Annotated in this window: 17 protein-coding genes and 1 tRNA gene; 10 read left to right on the top strand and 8 right to left on the bottom strand. The window is 64.5% G+C overall.

The window, feature by feature from the left end:
* Positions 1-49: 49 nt before the first annotated feature.
* Positions 50-1,549 (top strand): pyruvate kinase, encoded by a 1,500-nt coding sequence (gene pyk, locus ABLI39_RS02500; protein ID WP_146337748.1) that lies wholly within the window; start codon positions 50-52, stop codon positions 1,547-1,549.
* A 79-nt stretch (positions 1,550-1,628) separates the two neighbouring features.
* On the opposite strand, the gene ABLI39_RS02495 is transcribed toward pyk, so the two are convergent.
* Positions 1,629-2,777, bottom strand: coding sequence for an IS30 family transposase (locus tag ABLI39_RS02495; protein ID WP_502935174.1), 1,149 nt, complete (start codon positions 2,775-2,777; stop codon positions 1,629-1,631).
* Positions 2,778-3,138: 361 nt separating this feature from the next.
* The gene (locus ABLI39_RS02490; RefSeq protein ID WP_056739732.1) at positions 3,139-3,744 is read right to left on the bottom strand and encodes an ANTAR domain-containing response regulator; all 606 of its coding nucleotides are present in this window, start codon (positions 3,742-3,744) and stop codon (positions 3,139-3,141) included.
* A gap of 208 nt (positions 3,745-3,952) precedes the next feature.
* Between ABLI39_RS02490 and ABLI39_RS02485 the strand changes: the two genes are divergently transcribed.
* Positions 3,953-4,034 (top strand) — tRNA-Leu (locus ABLI39_RS02485).
* An 831-nt stretch (positions 4,035-4,865) separates the two neighbouring features.
* Here the strand turns inward: ABLI39_RS02485 and ABLI39_RS02480 are convergent.
* Positions 4,866-5,087, bottom strand: coding sequence for a hypothetical protein (locus tag ABLI39_RS02480; protein WP_349411788.1), 222 nt, complete (start codon positions 5,085-5,087; stop codon positions 4,866-4,868).
* Positions 5,088-5,450: 363 nt separating this feature from the next.
* Here ABLI39_RS02480 and ABLI39_RS02475 point away from each other — a divergent pair, with 363 nt between their 5' ends.
* The 4 genes from ABLI39_RS02475 (at position 5,451) to ABLI39_RS02460 (ending at position 8,319) form a co-directional block, all read left to right on the top strand.
* Entirely contained in the window at positions 5,451-6,143 is a 693-nt protein-coding gene (locus ABLI39_RS02475) for an ABC transporter ATP-binding protein (protein ID WP_502935173.1), read from the top strand.
* Positions 6,140-6,892 (top strand): ABC transporter permease, encoded by a 753-nt coding sequence (locus ABLI39_RS02470; protein WP_502935172.1) that lies wholly within the window; start codon positions 6,140-6,142, stop codon positions 6,890-6,892. The genes ABLI39_RS02475 and ABLI39_RS02470 overlap by 4 nt, the downstream gene beginning before the upstream one ends.
* Positions 6,892-7,515: a TetR/AcrR family transcriptional regulator gene (locus tag ABLI39_RS02465; RefSeq protein WP_349411787.1), complete on the top strand. Its 624-nt coding sequence runs from the start codon at positions 6,892-6,894 to the stop codon at positions 7,513-7,515. The genes ABLI39_RS02470 and ABLI39_RS02465 overlap by 1 nt, the downstream gene beginning before the upstream one ends.
* A 498-nt stretch (positions 7,516-8,013) precedes the next feature.
* Positions 8,014-8,319 (top strand): putative quinol monooxygenase, encoded by a 306-nt coding sequence (locus ABLI39_RS02460; RefSeq protein ID WP_349411786.1) that lies wholly within the window; start codon positions 8,014-8,016, stop codon positions 8,317-8,319.
* On the opposite strand, the gene ABLI39_RS02455 is transcribed toward ABLI39_RS02460, so the two are convergent.
* Positions 8,282-8,869, bottom strand: a complete 588-nt coding sequence (locus tag ABLI39_RS02455) for an HAD family hydrolase (protein WP_349411785.1) — start codon at positions 8,867-8,869, stop codon at positions 8,282-8,284. The two genes, ABLI39_RS02460 and ABLI39_RS02455, sit on opposite strands and share 38 nt — an antisense overlap.
* A 73-nt stretch (positions 8,870-8,942) precedes the next feature.
* On the opposite strand from ABLI39_RS02455, the gene ABLI39_RS02450 reads away from it, so the two are divergent.
* Positions 8,943-9,638 carry a FadR/GntR family transcriptional regulator gene (locus tag ABLI39_RS02450; protein WP_349411784.1) on the top strand — a complete coding sequence of 232 codons (696 nt, stop codon included), beginning with the start codon at positions 8,943-8,945 and terminating at the stop codon, positions 9,636-9,638.
* Here the strand turns inward: ABLI39_RS02450 and ABLI39_RS02445 are convergent.
* The 4 genes from ABLI39_RS02445 to ABLI39_RS02430 are packed head-to-tail and all read right to left on the bottom strand — an operon-like array spanning position 9,635 to position 12,508.
* A complete protein-coding gene (locus tag ABLI39_RS02445) occupies positions 9,635-10,294 on the bottom strand; it encodes a transaldolase family protein (RefSeq protein ID WP_349411783.1) in 660 nt (219 codons plus the stop codon). The two genes, ABLI39_RS02450 and ABLI39_RS02445, sit on opposite strands and share 4 nt — an antisense overlap.
* Positions 10,295-10,301: 7 nt before the next feature.
* Positions 10,302-10,721: a D-ribose pyranase gene (rbsD, locus tag ABLI39_RS02440; RefSeq protein WP_349411782.1), complete on the bottom strand. Its 420-nt coding sequence runs from the start codon at positions 10,719-10,721 to the stop codon at positions 10,302-10,304.
* 10 nt (positions 10,722-10,731) lie between these two features.
* On the bottom strand, positions 10,732-11,685 hold the full coding sequence (locus tag ABLI39_RS02435) for a ribokinase (protein ID WP_349411781.1): 954 nt from the start codon (positions 11,683-11,685) through the stop codon (positions 10,732-10,734).
* A 25-nt stretch (positions 11,686-11,710) separates the two neighbouring features.
* Positions 11,711-12,508: a sugar phosphate isomerase/epimerase family protein gene (locus ABLI39_RS02430; protein ID WP_349411780.1), complete on the bottom strand. Its 798-nt coding sequence runs from the start codon at positions 12,506-12,508 to the stop codon at positions 11,711-11,713.
* Positions 12,509-12,780: 272 nt separating this feature from the next.
* On the opposite strand from ABLI39_RS02430, the gene ABLI39_RS02425 reads away from it, so the two are divergent.
* The 3 genes from ABLI39_RS02425 to ABLI39_RS02415 all read left to right on the top strand — a co-directional run bounded on the left by ABLI39_RS02425 (position 12,781) and on the right by ABLI39_RS02415 (position 16,457).
* Positions 12,781-14,307: a sugar ABC transporter ATP-binding protein gene (locus tag ABLI39_RS02425; RefSeq protein ID WP_349411779.1), complete on the top strand. Its 1,527-nt coding sequence runs from the start codon at positions 12,781-12,783 to the stop codon at positions 14,305-14,307.
* Positions 14,304-15,320 (top strand): ABC transporter permease, encoded by a 1,017-nt coding sequence (locus tag ABLI39_RS02420; RefSeq protein ID WP_349411778.1) that lies wholly within the window; start codon positions 14,304-14,306, stop codon positions 15,318-15,320. Before ABLI39_RS02425 ends, ABLI39_RS02420 begins: the two co-directional genes overlap by 4 nt.
* Positions 15,321-15,473: 153 nt before the next feature.
* Complete coding sequence (locus tag ABLI39_RS02415) at positions 15,474-16,457, top strand: ABC transporter substrate-binding protein (protein WP_349411777.1); 984 nt, start codon at positions 15,474-15,476, stop codon at positions 16,455-16,457.
* The last annotated feature ends 12 nt before the right edge of the window (positions 16,458-16,469 follow it).

Here is a 16,469-nt window from a genome sequence, read left to right as displayed (position 1 = left end):
TCGCCCCCGCGACAACTTAAAACAACCAAGAGACAACTAGGGTAGGTATATGAGACGCGCTAAAATTGTGGCCACCTTCGGACCGGCGATTGCGAGCTTCGAGAACACACTCGCCGTGCTGGAAGCCGGGGTCGACGTGGCCCGAATGAACATGAGCCACGGAGACTACTCCGTGCACGACAACACCTACGACAACGTCCGCAAGGCCGCCGGGCAGCTCGGCAAGGCCGTCGCCATCATGGCCGACCTGCAGGGCCCGAAGATCCGCCTCGGCCGTTTCGTGGACGGCCCGCACCTGCTCGCCGTCGGTGACACCTTCACGATCACCACCGAGGACGTTCCCGGCACCAAGGACATCTGCTCCACGACGCTCAAGAGCCTCACCGAGGACGTCAACCCCGGGGATGCGCTGCTGATCGACGACGGCAAGGTTGCCCTGCGCGCCGTCGAGGTCGACGACGTCAAGGTCGTCGCCACCGTGACCGTGGGCGGCTACGTGTCCAACAACAAGGGCATCAACCTGCCCGGCGTCGCCGTCAACGTCCCCGCGCTGAGCGAAAAGGACGAGGACGACCTGCGCTGGGCCATGCGCCGCGGTGTGGACATGGTGGCCCTGTCGTTCGTCCGCGACGCCTCGGACATCAAGCGCGTCCACGAAATCATGGACGAAGAAGGCCGCCGCGTGCCGGTGATCGCCAAGATCGAAAAGCCGCAGGCCGTGGAGCAGCTCCCGGAAATCATCGACGCCTTCGACGCCATCATGGTGGCCCGCGGCGACCTCGGTGTGGAGCTGCCGCTGGAGGAAGTGCCGATCGTGCAGAAGCGCGCCGTCGAGCTCGCCCGCCGCTGGGCGAAGCCGGTCATCGTGGCCACCCAGGTGCTCGAATCCATGATCGACAACCCGCGCCCGACGCGCGCCGAGGCCTCCGACTGCGCCAATGCCGTGCTCGACGGCGCCGACGCCGTGATGCTCTCGGGCGAGACTAGCGTGGGCAAGTACCCGATCGAGACCGTCAAAACCATGGCCCGGATCATCGAATCCACCGAGGTCCACGGCCTGGAGCGCGTCCCCCCGCTGGGCACCAAGCCCAAGACCCGCGGCGGCGCCATCACCCGGGCCGCCGTCGAAATAGCCGACCAGCTGGAAGCGAAGTACATCTGTACCTTCACCCAGTCCGGCGACTCCGCACGCCGCCTATCCAGGCTGCGCCCGATCCGCCCGGTCTTCGCCTTCACCCCGGTAGAGCACGTCTGGAACCAGCTCGCGCTGACCTGGGGCATCCAGCCGGTACTGGTCCCGATGGTGGGCCACACCGACGAGATGACCGCCCAGGTTGACCGCAGCCTGCTCGAGATGGACCTCGTCGACGACGGCGACATGGTGGTCATCGCGGCCGGTTCGCCTCCCGGCAAGGCCGGTTCCACGAACATGCTGAAGGTGCACAAGGTGGGCGACCTCGCCGACGCCGGCAGCCACGGCGAGAACGCCGGAGCCAAGGACAAGCTCGGACCCTGGCCGGAAAAGAAGAAGAAGAACAGCAAGATCTAGTTCTTCCCGGCTATGGCAAAAGGGAGGGTCCCCGCCGCAGGAACTGGCGGTTTCTAGGGGTCGTTGCAACACCTGTTGGTTAGGTGGTTAGTAGTAAATCACGCAGACGCTCGGCTGGGGTTTCCCAGCCGAGCGTTTTGCGTGGGCGCGCGTTGAGTTTCTGGGCGACGAGCTCGAGGTCTTCGGGTCCGTGGACGGACAGGTCAGTGCCTTTGGGAAAGTACTGGCGCAGTAGGCCGTTGGTGTTTTCGTTGGAGCCGCGCTGCCAGGGGCTGGCGGGATCGCAGAAGTAGACGTCCATGTCCGTGGCGAGGCTGAAAGATTTGTGGGCCGCCATTTCCGCTCCCTGGTCCCAGGTGAGGGATCCTCGCAAGTGCGCTGGAAGGTCTTTCATCGCGGCGACCAACCCGTCCCGGACCGCCTCGGCACCATGGTCCGGGTTCAGGTGCACGAGGATCACATACCGGGTGGTGCGCTCGACCAGGGTGGCGATCGCGGACTGGTTCAGCGTCCCGGTGATCAGGTCTCCTTCCCAATGCCCGGGCACTGCCCGGTCCTCTATTTCGGGCGGGCGTTCGGAGATCATGACCATGGGGTCTGTGAACCGGGACTGGCGTTGGCCCGGTTCTTGGCGGGGCCGGCGGCGGGCTCGGCCGGAGCGGAGAGCGGCCTGGATTTCGCGTTTGAGTCCGCCCCGGGCCTGCAGGTAGAGGCTCTGGTAGATCGTCTCGTGGCTCTCGCGCATCTCCTGGTCATCGGGGAAGTCCGTGACCAGCCTGTGCGATATTTGCTCCGGAGACCACTCCAAGCCCAGTTTGTCCTGCACGTACTCCCGCAGCGCCGAGTGGGCGACCAGTTTGGCCGGTTTGGGACGTGTCCGGCGGTCGGCGGCTTGCCGTTGTGCGCTGTGAGGCAGGTATCCGAAGCGGGGATCGCTGTTGCGGCCCAGTTCGCGGCTGATGGTTGAGGGCGCTCGCCCCATCGCCTGTGCGATCGCTCTTAGGGAGGTACCGGCAGCGGACAGGTCCCGGATCAGTTCCCGCTCCTGCATCGACAGGAAGCGCGGGTCGATGGGCTTCTCCGCGGGCCGGGAGCCCGCGGCCGGCGAGTGGAATGTGGTCACTCCCCGTTTGTAATCGATCACCCGCCCATCCGGGTAAAAACGGCGGTTATTCGACGCCCGGATGCCTCTGTCCCAGTCCCGCGCCGTACGGATGTGTACGCCCACCGTCTTGGCGGCCTCTCCGCGACCGACGCCGGCCCTGCGCAGCCGGAAGAATTCCTCCCGGCCCGGGTGTGGTCCGATCCCCGTTTTCCCGCGGCTCTTGAATCCGGCCTTGCGGACCCATCCGGCACATGTCGCGGCGTTGAAATCCAGTTCCCTAGCGGCCGCCGTCGTGCTCCCCACGCGGTCAAAGACCTTGAAAAACGCCTCTTTCTGATCCTGCCCATGCCGGACGGGCAGGGATGAATCCCCGCTTAAACGAACCACGGTCGTTGCAACTCCCAAAATTCTGGGTGTTGCAACGACCGCTAGAACTCGCCACTGCGGCGGGGACCTTCCCTTTGTTGGTTTCTCTGCTTGGTGCTTAGTTGACCTGGTTGATGATGGTCTCGGCGACCTCGCGCATGCTCAGGCGGCGGTCCATCGAGGTCTTCTGGATCCAGCGGAAGGCCTCCGGCTCGGTCAGGCCCATCTTGGTGGTGAGCAGGCTCTTGGCGCGCTCCACGAGCTTGCGGGTGGCGAACTGTTCCTGCAGGTCGCTGACTTCGCTTTCGAGGGCCTTGATCTCCTCGTGCCGGGACAGGGCGATCTCCAGGGCCGGGATCAGGTCCGCCGGGGTGAAGGGCTTGACCACGTAGGCCATGGCGCCGGCGTCGCGGGCCCGCTCGACGAGTTCTTTCTGGCTGAAGGCGGTCAGCAGCACCACGGGGGCGATCCGGGCCTTGACGATCTTTTCGGCGGCGGAAATGCCGTCCATCACGGGCATCTTGACGTCCATCAGGACCAGGTCCGGCTTCAATTCCTCGGCGAGCTGAACGGCCTTCTCACCGTTGTCCGCTTCGCCGACGACGTCGTAGCCCTCACCGCGCAGGATCTCGATGATGTCCAGGCGGATGAGGGTCTCATCCTCGGCGACCACGACGCGGCGCGCCGGCTGGGAAGTGGGGGTTGACTCCGTCTGTTCTGACACGGGAACTCCTTGTAAAGGTACGGCGGGCGGTGAGCCATTCTGTGGCGCGTCCGCTGGTGTACTGGGGGCCGGTTGGGATCGATGCGGCGTCACTGGCGCGATTCTGGAATTCAGCCTATCTGCATGTAGAGTAATTTCGCGCACCGGAAGCCATCGCGTTGCTCACAGCACCCCTGGGGCACGCAATATAACAGCCGGTGTACTCCGCGCCCGAGTGGCGGAATTGGCAGACGCGCCGCACTCAAAATGCGGTATCGAAAGGTGTGTGGGTTCGAGTCCCACCTCGGGCACGTGTTTTCCCTGTTCAGGGGCATTTTTGGTGTTTTCGTGTGCACATCGTGCACACCGTCGCCTCTGATCTGAAGTTCCGGGTGCGGGGTCCCCCGATAGACCCATTCGGTTGTGTGGGGGAGCGGCTGACTACGGCGGACCGTGTACCGCCCTGTGGGGCACCTACTGGGTGTTCATCCTCGTCCGTCCTCCCGTTGGATTTTCGCGTTCACAACTTCATGGTGGCCGAGGCCGCGTACAACATGATTCTGACTATTCTTTCGGGCTCGTGTTGGGGCCGGTCCGAAATTTCCGCCCTGATACCTGCTCATGCAGGAATGCGTCGGGACGGCATGACGTGGAAACTGATCGGGAGCGGATCATTTGCTCGCTGAGCCTGGCCACTGAGTAGGCGCGGCCGGCCACTAGGGCGATTTGCAGGAACCAGTGGGCTTTGCTCCCATGACCTCAGATGCCGCCGCGCAGAGTTGCGGAAAGATTATTAGTGACGAAACCTGGTGGAATTTAGATTCGCGGTGTAGTTCTGTCCAACCAGAGCGCCGTTCAGGGGTCACGGAACCGCGCCATTCAGCGGCCTCTGACTGGGGTCAGCGGCCTGTGATCCGTGGTCAGCTTACGCCGTCGCAGTTGGAACCGTTCGAGTACCCCGACGGGTTCCTAAGGGCTTAGACGAGGGTTGTCCATCGGCACAAACACGGATTGGCCGCCCCCACCGGCGTATGCGACGCCCACGACCTTGCACGCGGCACTGAGCAGCCCGACGGGTCTTGTCCGCAGCCCGTGGCACGGCCCAATCCTGAGCCATGTTCCACCCGCCACCGAACGGGCGCTCAGGCAGAGAGGATGATGGCGGCAGTGACGGAGGTGGCGAGGAGGAGGACTGCTCCGAAGGCTGTCCGGAGCAGCAGCGCCGGTGGGGCTGCGCTGGTACCGGCCAGGTCACGTGCTCGGAAGATCACACAGCCTGCGATCATGGCGGCGGCCGCCGCGGCCGACGTTGCGGCTAAGCCCAGTCCGAGGGCATGGGGCGCCGCGCGATCGTTGTGGTTCATCAGGATGGTCGACTATGACCGCCAAATGAAGAAATCTGATCCTGGTTTTGCGATGCGACAAGGTGTAACCAGCCGGTCTCAGGGCAGTCGTCGCCGGTGCGTACACGGGTCTCGGGTTGGGCATCCCCGAGAGGTATGGGCGTGCGCTTCTTCACCGGCCGTTGACGGCAGTCGGTGACCGGGGCTAACGTTATTTCGTCAAGTGATGAATTGTAAGGACGGCTGGAGGTCCTCGTGTCCCACGTCGCAACTGATAACACCGCCCGCAGGAGCGAAGATGCGAGTCCTGCTTCTGCAGGGGACCCGTCCGTCGAGGCGTTGAAGTTGCACGTCTCCAGGGGGCGAACCAAGATCTTGCGAGGCTTGGATTTCACGGTTGAGGCCGGCCGTATCACCGGGTTGCTGGGACCGTCCGGCAGTGGAAAGACCACTTTGATGCGCGCAATCGTCGGTGTGCAGAAACTCAGCAGCGGGTCCGTCCGCGTGCTCGGCCGGCCGGCCGGTGAGCCCTCCTTGAGGCATGACGTCGGATATGTCACCCAGGCCGCCAGCGTATACACGGACTTGAGTGTTGCGGCGAACGTCCGGTATTTCGGGGCCATGTACGGCGTGACGGCGGCTGACACCGAGGAGGCAATTGCCGCTGTCGGGCTTCAACAGTTCGCGCGGCAGAAGGCGGCGGACTTATCCGGCGGGCAGCTTAGTCGGGTGTCGCTTGCCTGCGCGCTCGTCGCGTCTCCGAAGCTGCTGGTGCTGGACGAGCCGACAGTGGGTCTTGACCCGGTCCTGCGGGCCGAGCTTTGGCAACGCTTTGCCAGGATGGCCGCGGCTGGAACCACGCTGTTGGTGTCCAGCCATGTGATGGAGGAAGCCTCGCATTGTTCGTCGCTGCTGCTGTTGCGGGACGGCCTGCTGCTGGCACAGCTCACCCCGGCCGAGCTCGCAGAACGCGGACACAGTAGCGACCTTGAACTGGCGTTCCTGCGTCTCATCCAGGTGGCAGAGTCCGGCCCGGATTCGGGTCCGGCGGAACCGGACACCCAGGGGCCACAATGAACCCGCGGATGATGCTCGCCACGACGGCACGTGTGCTAGATCAGCTGCGTCACGACCACCGCAGCGTGGCGCTGATCATGGTGGTGCCGGCGCTGCTGCTGGCCGCCGTCTATTTTCTGTTCGAGAATGAAGCCCTGCCCTCGGGGTACCCGCGGACCTTCGACCGTGTGGGACTGATGATGCTGGCCATCTTCCCGTTTGTGGTCATGTTCCTGGTCACCTCGGTCACGATGCTGCGCGAGCGGACGTCCGGGACGCTGGAACGGCTGCTGACCACGCCTATCCATATAGCGGACCTGCTGTTCGGCTATGCCCTGGCCTTTTCCATCATGGCAGCGCTGCAATCAATCGTGGCCACCGCCGTGGCTTACTGGGCCTTCGGCCTGGACATCAAAGGCGGCCCGTGGCTGGTGGTACTGATCGGGGTCCTTAACGCAGTGCTGGGCGTGGCCCTGGGGTTGCTGTGCTCGGCGTTTGCCCGAACGGAATTCCAGGCCGTCCAGTTCATGCCCGTCGTCGTGATACCGCAAATCCTGCTGTGCGGGCTCTTCGTGGCCCGGGACCGGATGAACGGGGTCCTCGAAGCGATCTCCAATGTGCTGCCCCTGACGTTCTCGGTCGACGCGCTCCAGGAGATCGCGGGTAAGCCCGAGGCCACACCCGCCATGTGGAACGACGCGGCTGTCATGGCGGCCATCGTGCTGGGGGTTCTGGTGCTGGCGTCGCTGACCTTGCGACGGCGGACCTAGTGAGTAGCGACTCTCAGCCGTTGCGGCGCGGGAGGCGGAGCGGCGGAACGGATTCGAGGGAACTGATCCTGGCCGCGGCCCGGCGTCTGTTCGCCGAACACGGATTCGACGGCACCAGCCTGCGGCAAGTGGCCCGCGAAGCCCAAGTCGACCCGGCCATGGTCCACCACTTCTTCAAAGGCAAGGACGAGCTCTTCGCCTTGTGTGTGGAACTTCCCGCAGACCCGGACGAAGTCATGGCCGGGGTGGAAGACCTGGACCCCGCGGAGCGTGCCGAGGCAATCGTTCGGGCCGTGCTCCGACTCTGGGACGGGCCGGCCCAGCACGGTCTCGTGGCATTCATCCGCGGCACCATCGGCTCGAAAGCCAAAACCGCCCTGCTCCGCGAGATGGTTGCCCGGACCATCCTGCCCCGGATCATGGCCGGGGCGACGGGACCGGCGGAAGAAGTCAGGATGCGCGGAAACCTGATCGCCACCCAAATGACAGGGCTGATGCTGATGCGCTACGTGGTGCGTCTGGAGCCACTGGCCTCCGCACCGCCCGACGACATCGTCCGGATGATTGCACCGAACGTTCAGCGCTACCTCACAGGCAATTTGGATGACACCCGGCCCAAGTGACTCAGCCGCCGGAGACGCGCCTAGCAAGAATTTGGTGGAGGGGGTCCTGTTGGTGTTCTAGTTGCCCACGGGCGCGGTCTCCGGGCCCGCCGGGGCCAGTTGGATTAGGCGACCGATGCCGCCGGGGTGTGGATAATGGGGCGTTTCTGTTGCTGGCGGTGGCCGGGGTTTTCTCCTCTGGGTGGATGCCGGTGTGCTGAACTACAAGTTCAAGGCGGCTTTTGAACCGCATTACACGACACGATTCCGGAACGATGAGTCTTCGGCTCATTGACCGCGCGTTTTGATCACGCCAGTTCATTGCGGACTACCAGCCCGTTATTTGACCCCGTTGGATAGATCGGGTGGCCGAGCAAAGCAGCCGACGATGCCCAGCGGCAGCGGAATAAGCCCGTGGCCGACGTGGTGGCGCGGAAGGCCAGCCCGACTGCAGTGTTAGTGCTTCAGTCTGACCGTCGGGAGGGCTAGAGTCGGACCCACAACGGGAGAGGAGAGGCATTGTCTGTAGCTCTGTACGCTGAATTTACGGTCAAGAGCGGTTCGGAGGACCGGGTCGCCGAAATGGTCGCTGAGCTGACAGCCAGGGTCCGCGGGGAGAGCGGAAACATTTTGTTCGACCCGCACACGCGGCGTGAAAACCCGAACGCCTACGTTGTCTATGAGATCTACCGCGACGAGGAGGCGTTCCAGGCGCACATCGCCGCGGACCACAGCAAGGTCTTCAATGCCGAACTGGGCGGCCTGATCGAGGAAGACGGCTCGCAGCTCAGCTGGCTGACCCCGGTGGCGGCAATCGAATCCTAGGCGTTCCCTGTCCTAGGCGCTCCCAGCGCGGGGGTGGTCCGGCTGGAGAGCCGCGGCCGGTGCGTTCGAGGTGGCGGAACGCGATCTGGTGGGCCTCGGGATGCGGCTTGCCCTTGCTAACCATGTCCCGGGTCACCGCGAGTTCGAAGCTGTTCGCCGGAAAGTCGTTCAGGATGTCGCCAACGATGTGGCGAGGGGACATGGTCACGAGCACGCATGGCCAGCCGCGCGCCCGGAGGCCGGCCGGAAGTTCTGCGGCACCGGGACGCCAATGAACGCTTTCGCTGATACTGTCCCGGACGCCTTCCGTGACCTGCCGGGCGATCTCTTCGAAGGACAGGCGGACGCCCGCGCGTTGCAGGACCTTGATCGAATCCGTCTGGGACCGGCCCATGATCGACAGGGCCTGGGACTCGGTAGAGGTTCCGCCGAAGCTCCCGACCAGTTCTGTCTGTACCGCGGTCCAGTGGTATTCGGTGTCCACCAGCGTGCCGTCGAGATCCCAGAGGACCGCCTCGCGTTCAATCCCCTGGCAGCGGATGGGTTCCACGCGGCTCCTTGCCTCTGTGACCGGTCCGGATTGGCGGCATCGGGTCGTTCCGGCGGTGAACTATGCTGGGCCAATGGCCCTAACGGATGATGCGATCGCTAGAATTAAGGACATGATTCTCACCGGCGAGTTGTCGCCCGGTGACAAACTCCCTCCGGAAAATGAACTGAGTGAAAAGCTGGGGCTCTCCCGCAGTTCCCTGCGGGAAGCTGTGAAGGCCCTCGAAACCATCAGGGTGCTGGATGTCAGGCGCGGTGACGGGACCTATGTCACGAGCCTCGAGCCGGCCCTGCTGAAGGAATCCGTGGCGTTCATGGTCGACCTCAGCCGTGACTCCTCGGTCCTGGAACTGCTTGAGGTGCGGCGGATCCTGGAAGCCTCGGCGGCCTCGCTCGCGGCGCAGGCGATCTCGCCGGAGCAGTTGGCGCTGCTGCACAAGGAGATCGACGACGTCGACGTCGAGTCTGCGGAAAACCTCGTCGAACACGACCTGAACTTCCATGCGCTGATAGCCGAGGCCTCGGGCAACTCCTACCTGGCGAGCCTGCTGTCCGGCCTCAACAGCCGCACTGTGCGGGCCCGAGTGTGGCGCGCACTCACGGAGCAGGACGCCGTCCCCCGGACCCTCGCAGAACACCTGGCGATCGCGGACGCGCTGGCGAACCACGATGCCGATCTGGCCCGGGCGCTGACGATCGTCCACGTCAGCGGCGTCGAGCACTGGCTCAAGCGCTCCCTGCCGGCCCAACCGCAACAGCCCGGGTCCTAGCCGCCCCCCTCCATCCGCGCGGATTCGGCTTCGAAAACCTCCACCGCGGCGGCCGTCAGCGGGTCGGCAAAGAACTTATGCCACGTGGCCGGGCCGAAAGTGAAATGGGAGACCCCCAGCTGCGCCAGCGCCGAGATCTGGGCCGTCTCGCGCAGGCTTGCCACCAAGAGCTTCAGCGGCGAGGCTCCGGCGGTGATGCACTGCTGGATGGCGGCGATCTCTCCGGTCCCGTCGCGGCCGGCGTCGTTCATTCGGCCGAGGTACGGGGCCAGGAACTCTGCGCCGGCGGCCATGGCGGGCAGCGCCTGTTCCCGCGCATAGACGGCCGTGACCAGCACCCGCACGCCCCGGACCGCCAGCGCCCTGGCCGCCGCGACGCCCTCTGCGGTAGCGGGAACCTTCACCACGAGGTGGTCGCCGAGCGAGTGGATCCAGTCGCCGCGGTCCTCCAGTTCGGCCAGGGTGGAACCCCAGGCCTGGACGAATACCGTGCCGGCACCGGCCGCCCCCGCCCAGTCGACCAGCTCGGGGATCTGTCGGTTCACCACCCCCGCGCCGGCGAGGATGCTGGGGTTCGTGGTCAGTCCCGCGAACAGGCCGCTGCGCAAGAGCGGTTCGGCCTCGGCCCGCGTGGCCGTGTCCAAGTAGAAGTGCATGGCCCCCCTAGTCCTGGCCCGGGCCGTAGGCAACGCCGGCATGCAGGATCACGTTTGCGTAAGGGGTGAACTCGCCCGAGCGCACGGCCGCGCGGGCTCCGGACGTCTGTTCCTTGAACTCGGTGTGCGGCACGAACTCCGGCACGACGCCCGCCGTTTCGAGGCGTTCCAGGACCTGCGCCAGCATCGCCGGGCTCGCCTCGCGGAGCTCCTCGGCCAGGGTCGCACCCTCGATCACCACTTCCGCCAGCACGGCATCGAGGACGTTGAGGAAGGGCGGTTCGGAGGGGAAGTAGGCCAGATCCACGCGCTCGACGCCGGCCGGGATGGGCAGGCCCGCGTCGGTGACCACCAGAGTGTCCGTGTGGCCGGTTTCTGAAACTATGCGCGACAGCTGCCCGTTCAGGATTCCTTGGTTCTTTCTCATGCGGGTACTCCTAGTAGCTCGGGACGTTGTCGGAAAGGAACAGCTCGACATCTGCCGCAGAGGGCAGGCTGGGTGACGCCCCCTTCTTGGTCACTGCCAGTGCCCCGGCCGCCATGGCGCGCCGGATCGCGTCGTCAATGGGCAGGCCGGCGGCAAGCGAGGCGCCAAGGTAGCCGGAGAACGCGTCCCCGGCGGCCGTGGTGTCCACCGCAGTAACGGGGAAGGACTCGAAGGCGGCCTGCCGTTCGGCGGTGACCAGGACCGCGCCGGCGGAGGCGAGAGTGATAATGGCGCCTCCGGTTCCCTGGGCCAGGAACCACTCCCCGGCGCGGATGGCGCTGGCCTGGTCCGTGACCGGAATCCCGGTGATCAGGCTCGCCTCGGTCTCGTTGGGGGTCACGAAGTCCACGCTCGCCCAGGTCTGCTGGTCCAGCGCGGCGGCCGGCGCCGGGTCCAGGATGACCGTCAGCCCGGCCGCCCGGGCCGCCCGGACCGCGTGCGCGGCCGCTTCCCGGGGGATCTCCAGCTGGGTCAGCAGCACCGACGCCCGGGCCGCCAGCCGGGTGATTGCGGCGGTGATCTGTTCCGGCCCCAGATAGTCATTGGCGAGCGGCACCATCACAATGTCGTTTTCGCCGGAGTCGTCCACCCTGATGTGGGCGATTCCGGTGGGAGCCTCGACCACACGCAGCTCGCTGGTGTCGACGCCGTGGTCCTCCAGCCCTCCCGTGACCAGCGGCCGGAAGAGGTCGTTGCCCACGCACCCCACCATGAAGGAGGGTGCGCCGGCGAGGCCGCTCGCGACGGCCTGGTTGGCTCCCTTGCCTCCCAGCAGCAGGGTGAACTCCTCGCCGAGGATGGTTTCCCCTCTTTTGGGCAGTCGTTTGGAAAAAGTCGTGACGTCCGCAGTGATGCTGCCGACGATGATGACGCCTTCTCGGCCGTGTCCGCTGTCGTTTGTCATATGTCAGTCCTTATAGATCAGATGTTTAGTGCTTTTCGATGGAGGCGACCGACGCCAACTGGCTCCGGATGAAGTCGTTGGCGTGGGCGCCCAGGTCGGCCGAATCGTCCCACAGGTTGCGCCACACGCCCAGGGTGTTACTCAGGTGGTCGTCCACCACGGCGGAGGAGAAGGATTCGAAGACCACGGGTCCGTCGTAGCCGGCGAGGGCGAGGCCGCGGAAGAAGGCGCCGAAGTCCACGCTGCCGGAGCCGAGGTAGCCGCGGTGGCTCTCGCCGATGTGCACGTAGCCCAGCTTGTCACCTGCCGCCAGCACCGGGCTCAGCAGGTCCGGCTCCTCGATGTTCATGTGGTAAGTGTCCAGGTGCAGGTAGACATTGGGGTGGCCGATCTCCTCGATGAACCCCAGGGCCTGCCTGCCGGTGTTGAGCAAGTTGCTCTCGTAACGGTTCACTACTTCCAGACCGAGGCGGATGCCGAGTCCGGCGGCGCGCTCCGCGAGCCGCCGCAAGGCCTCGGCGCTGTTGCGCCGGCCTGCTTCAGTGGCGGGTCTGGAATACTTCTGCATGGCACTGTAGATCACACCGCACAGGTAGTCCGCTTCTAGATCGTGCACGATCTCCAGGCACTTGTTAAGGGTCTCTTCGCCCCTGGCGACCACGGACGGATCCTCGCTGCTGAGGTCGGTCTGCGCCGTCAGGCCCAGCGATGCGGTGGCGGCCAGCCCCTGTTCCTTGAGGGAGCGGGAGGCCTGCTTCGGGTCGAAGGACCAGGGGTCCATGAGCGGGATTTCCAGTAAGTCGAAGCCGGCCTCGGATGTCATCCGTGCTGACTCCGCGAAAGAAATCGGGTCCAGCGAGCCGTTCCAGACTAGGCTGTGGCAGCCAATCATCATATGTTTCTCCCATAACGATTTCTAAACATCCGACCAAAGGGTGTGTTTTAGGTCATATTTGACCTTACTCTAGTTATGGACCAAGGATAGATACATCGAGATACAAGTTGAGGGTCGACAGTGTTGCCGGCCGTCGCCCGAAATCCACCGAGTACCGGCCGCAAGGCGCCAGCGTTATCTCCGAAGAAGTAGGTGAGACAGTGGGTGAACCACTACTGAAGGTCGAAGGGATCAGCAAAAGCTTTCCCGGCGTCCAGGCTCTGAGTGATGTCCACTTCGACGTCCATAAGGGCGAGGTTATTGCCCTCGTCGGCGAGAACGGCGCGGGAAAGTCCAGCCTGATGAAGATCCTGTCCGGCATCTACCAAAAGGATGCCGGGACCATCTACCTCGAAGGCGTTCCGGTTCAGATCGACGGCCCGCGCCATGCCCAGGAACTCGGCATCATCATCGTCCATCAGGAAATGAACCTGATGTCCCACCTCACGGTGGCACAGAACATCTACATCGGCCGCGAGCCGCGGCGCCTCGGCGGCCTCCTGCTGGACGAAAAGAAGCTGAACCGGCAGACCGCCGAACTGCTTAGCCGGCTTGGGATCAAGGAATTCGCCCCGACCGACCTGGTCGAGAACCTCACCGTCGCGAAGCAGCAGATGGTGGAGATCGCCAAGGCGCTGTCCTTCGACGCGAAGGTCGTCATCATGGACGAACCGACGTCGGCCCTCACCAGCTCGGAAACCGAGACCCTGTTCCGCCTGATCGGGGACCTCCGCGACCGCGGCGTCGGCGTGATTTACATTTCGCACCGGATGGAGGAGTTGAAGCGGATCACCGACCGCATCACCATCCTGCGCGACGGGAAATACATCGCGACCATGGACACCGCCACGGCCAGCCAGCACGAAGTGATCAAGCTGATGGTCGGCCGGGAGATCGACGAGAACGCCCGACCGGAGAACGTCCGCCGGGACAACGTGGACGACGTCGTTCTGCGGGTGGAAAACCTCAGCACCCGGAAACTGCTCAAGGATGTCAGCTTCGAACTGCGGCGCGGCGAGATCCTGGGATTCTCCGGACTGATGGGCGCGGGCCGGACCGAACTGGCCCGGGCCATCATCGGCGCGGACCGGATGACCGAGGGGCGGATCTTCGTCAACGGCAAGGAAGTCAAGATCGGCCAGCCCGCCGACGCCGTCAAGCACGGGATCGGCTACCTGTCCGAGGACCGCAAGAGCCTGGGCCTGCTGCTGGACCGGGACGTGAACACCAACATCCTGCTGTCCTCGCTGGGCAACTACACGAATCCCGTCGGGTTCATGAAGTCGGGTTCGGGCAAGGGCACCTCGCAGAAGTACATTGACTCGCTCCGGATCAAGACGCCGTCGATGTTTGCGACCACGAAGAACCTCTCGGGCGGCAACCAGCAGAAGGTCGTCATCGCCAAATGGCTGGCCCGCGACTGCGACATCCTCATCTTCGATGAGCCGACGCGCGGCATCGACGTCGGTGCGAAGGAAGAAATCTACCGGTTGCTCAACGACCTGGTGGCGCGGGGCAAGTCGATCATCATGATCTCCTCGGAACTGCCGGAGGTCCTCCGGCTTTCCCACCGGATCATGGTCATGGCCGGAGGCCGCATCACCGGGGAAATCGACAGCGACGGTGCTGATCAAGCAACAATCATGGACTACGCCACACGTGTGGAGCAGCAGGGAGCGGAAAAATGAGCGAAGTAAAGTCTGAACCGCGCACGGAGGCGCCCATGGGCGCGATCAAGCGCGACTCACCCAGGGGATCCTTCCTGCGCCAGCGGCTGCAGCAGTCGCTGGCCTTCGGAACCCTGATCGTCCTGCTTGCCTTCTTCTCCTTGGCCAGCGGCAACTTCTTCACGTGGACGAACATCTCCGGAATCCTGCTGTCCACCGCGGTGATCGGCATCCTGGCGTTCGGCACCACACTCGTGATCATTACTTCCGGAATCGACCTCTCGATCGGAACGGGCATGACGCTGTGCTCGGTGGTCACTGGCCTGTTGCTGGTGAACCTGCAGCTCCCCCTGTACGTCGGCGTGGTGGGCGGCATCGCGACGGGTGCCTTGATGGGCCTGATCAACGGACTGAATGTTTCCATCCTGAAGCTTCCGCCGTTCATCGCCACCCTGGCCATGATGCTGATCGCCCAGGGCCTTGCCCTGGTCCTCTCGGGCGTACGGCCGATCTACTTCAGCAAGGTGCAGGGCTTCAAGGACATCGCCCTCGGCCAGTTCATCCCGGGGCTGCCCAACGCCGTCTTGATCCTGGTCCTGGCCGGCATCGCGGCGTACCTGGTGCTTGGCAAGACCCTGCTGGGCCGCTACATCTTCGCGATCGGCAGCAACGAAGAAGCCACCAAGATTTCCGGCGTCAACACCGGCAAGTGGAAGATCCTCGTCTACACGGTCGCGGGCATCTTCACCGGCGTGGCCGGCGTCGTCATCGCCGCCCGCCTCGACTCCGCGCAGCCGCAGCTGGGATCCGGCTACGAACTGCAGGCCATCGCAGCCGTCATCATCGGTGGAACCTCCCTCCTCGGCGGCCGGGGCTCGGTCCTCGGCACCCTCATCGGCGCCCTCATCATGAGCGTGCTGATCAACGGCCTGCGCATCATGTCGGTGCAGACCGAGTGGCAGACCGTCGTGGTCGGCATCGTGATCCTCGTCGCCGTGTTCACCGACTCGCTGCGCCGCCGCCGGGAGGCCTAGGCGGGGGCCCGCCGCAGCCCACCAGGCCGGCGACCGGGCGAAGTAAATTAGTTCCAAAAACAACATGTATCTACCTGTACTTAACCTTCGAAACCAACAACAATGATCAAGGGCCCGCAATGTTGCCGGCCCGCTCACTGGATGGAGATCTACATGAAACTCGGTAAAAAGACCCTCGCGGCGGGCGTCCTCGCCGCAGCTCTTTCCTTGACCGCCTGCGGCGGCTCCGGCAGCGCAACCCCCAGCGGCGGGGGCGATGGCGGTACCCCGTACGTGGCCATGATTTCCAAGGGCTTCCAGCACCAGTTCTGGCAGGCTGTGAAGAAGGGTGCCGAGGATAAGGCCAAGGAACTTAACGTCAAGATCACCTTCGAGGGCCCGGCTGCCGAAACCGAAGTCGATTCGCAGCTGCAGATGCTCCAGGCGGCCATCGACAAGAAGCCGACGGCGATCGCCTACGCCGCACTGGACCCGGAGGCCTGTGTCCCGGCGATTGAGCAGGCCAAGGCAGCCAACATCCCCGTGGTCCAGTTCGACGCCGGCTGCAAGAGCGACTACCCGGTCAACCTGGCCAAGACCAACAGCATGGATGCCGGCGCTATGGCGGCCGACCACATGGCTGAACTGATCGGCAAGAGCGGCGAGATCGCCGTCGTCGGCCACAGCCAGATCAACAGCACCGGCGTGGAACGCCGCGACGGCTTCCTGAACGAGATGAAGGCCAAGTATCCGGACATAAAGGTTGTCGACGTCCAGTACGGCGACGGTGACCACCTGAAGTCCGCGGACATCGCCAAGGCGATGATCCAGGGCCACCCGAACCTCAAGGGCCTCTACGGCACCAATGAGGGATCGGCCGTCGGCATCGTCAACGCCGTCACCGAACTCGGCCTCAAGCCGGGCAAGCTCACCGTCATCGGCTTCGACTCCGGCAAGGCCCAGCTCGACGCGATCCGCAGCGGTCTGATGGCAGGCGCCATTACGCAGGATCCGATCGGCATGGGTGCCGCCACGGTGCAGGCCGCGATTGACGCCTCCAAGGGCAAGTCCATGGCGAAGGTTACCGACACCCCGTTCTACTGGTACGACAAGAAAAACATGGACGACGCCAAGATCGCAGCCGTGCTTTACCAGTAAGCTGCTCCACGA

Origin of the sequence: Pseudarthrobacter sp. B907 (assembly GCF_040137805.1) — a bacterium.
GTDB lineage: Bacteria > Actinomycetota > Actinomycetes > Actinomycetales > Micrococcaceae > Arthrobacter.
This window is presented reverse-complemented; position numbering and strand designations above follow the sequence as displayed.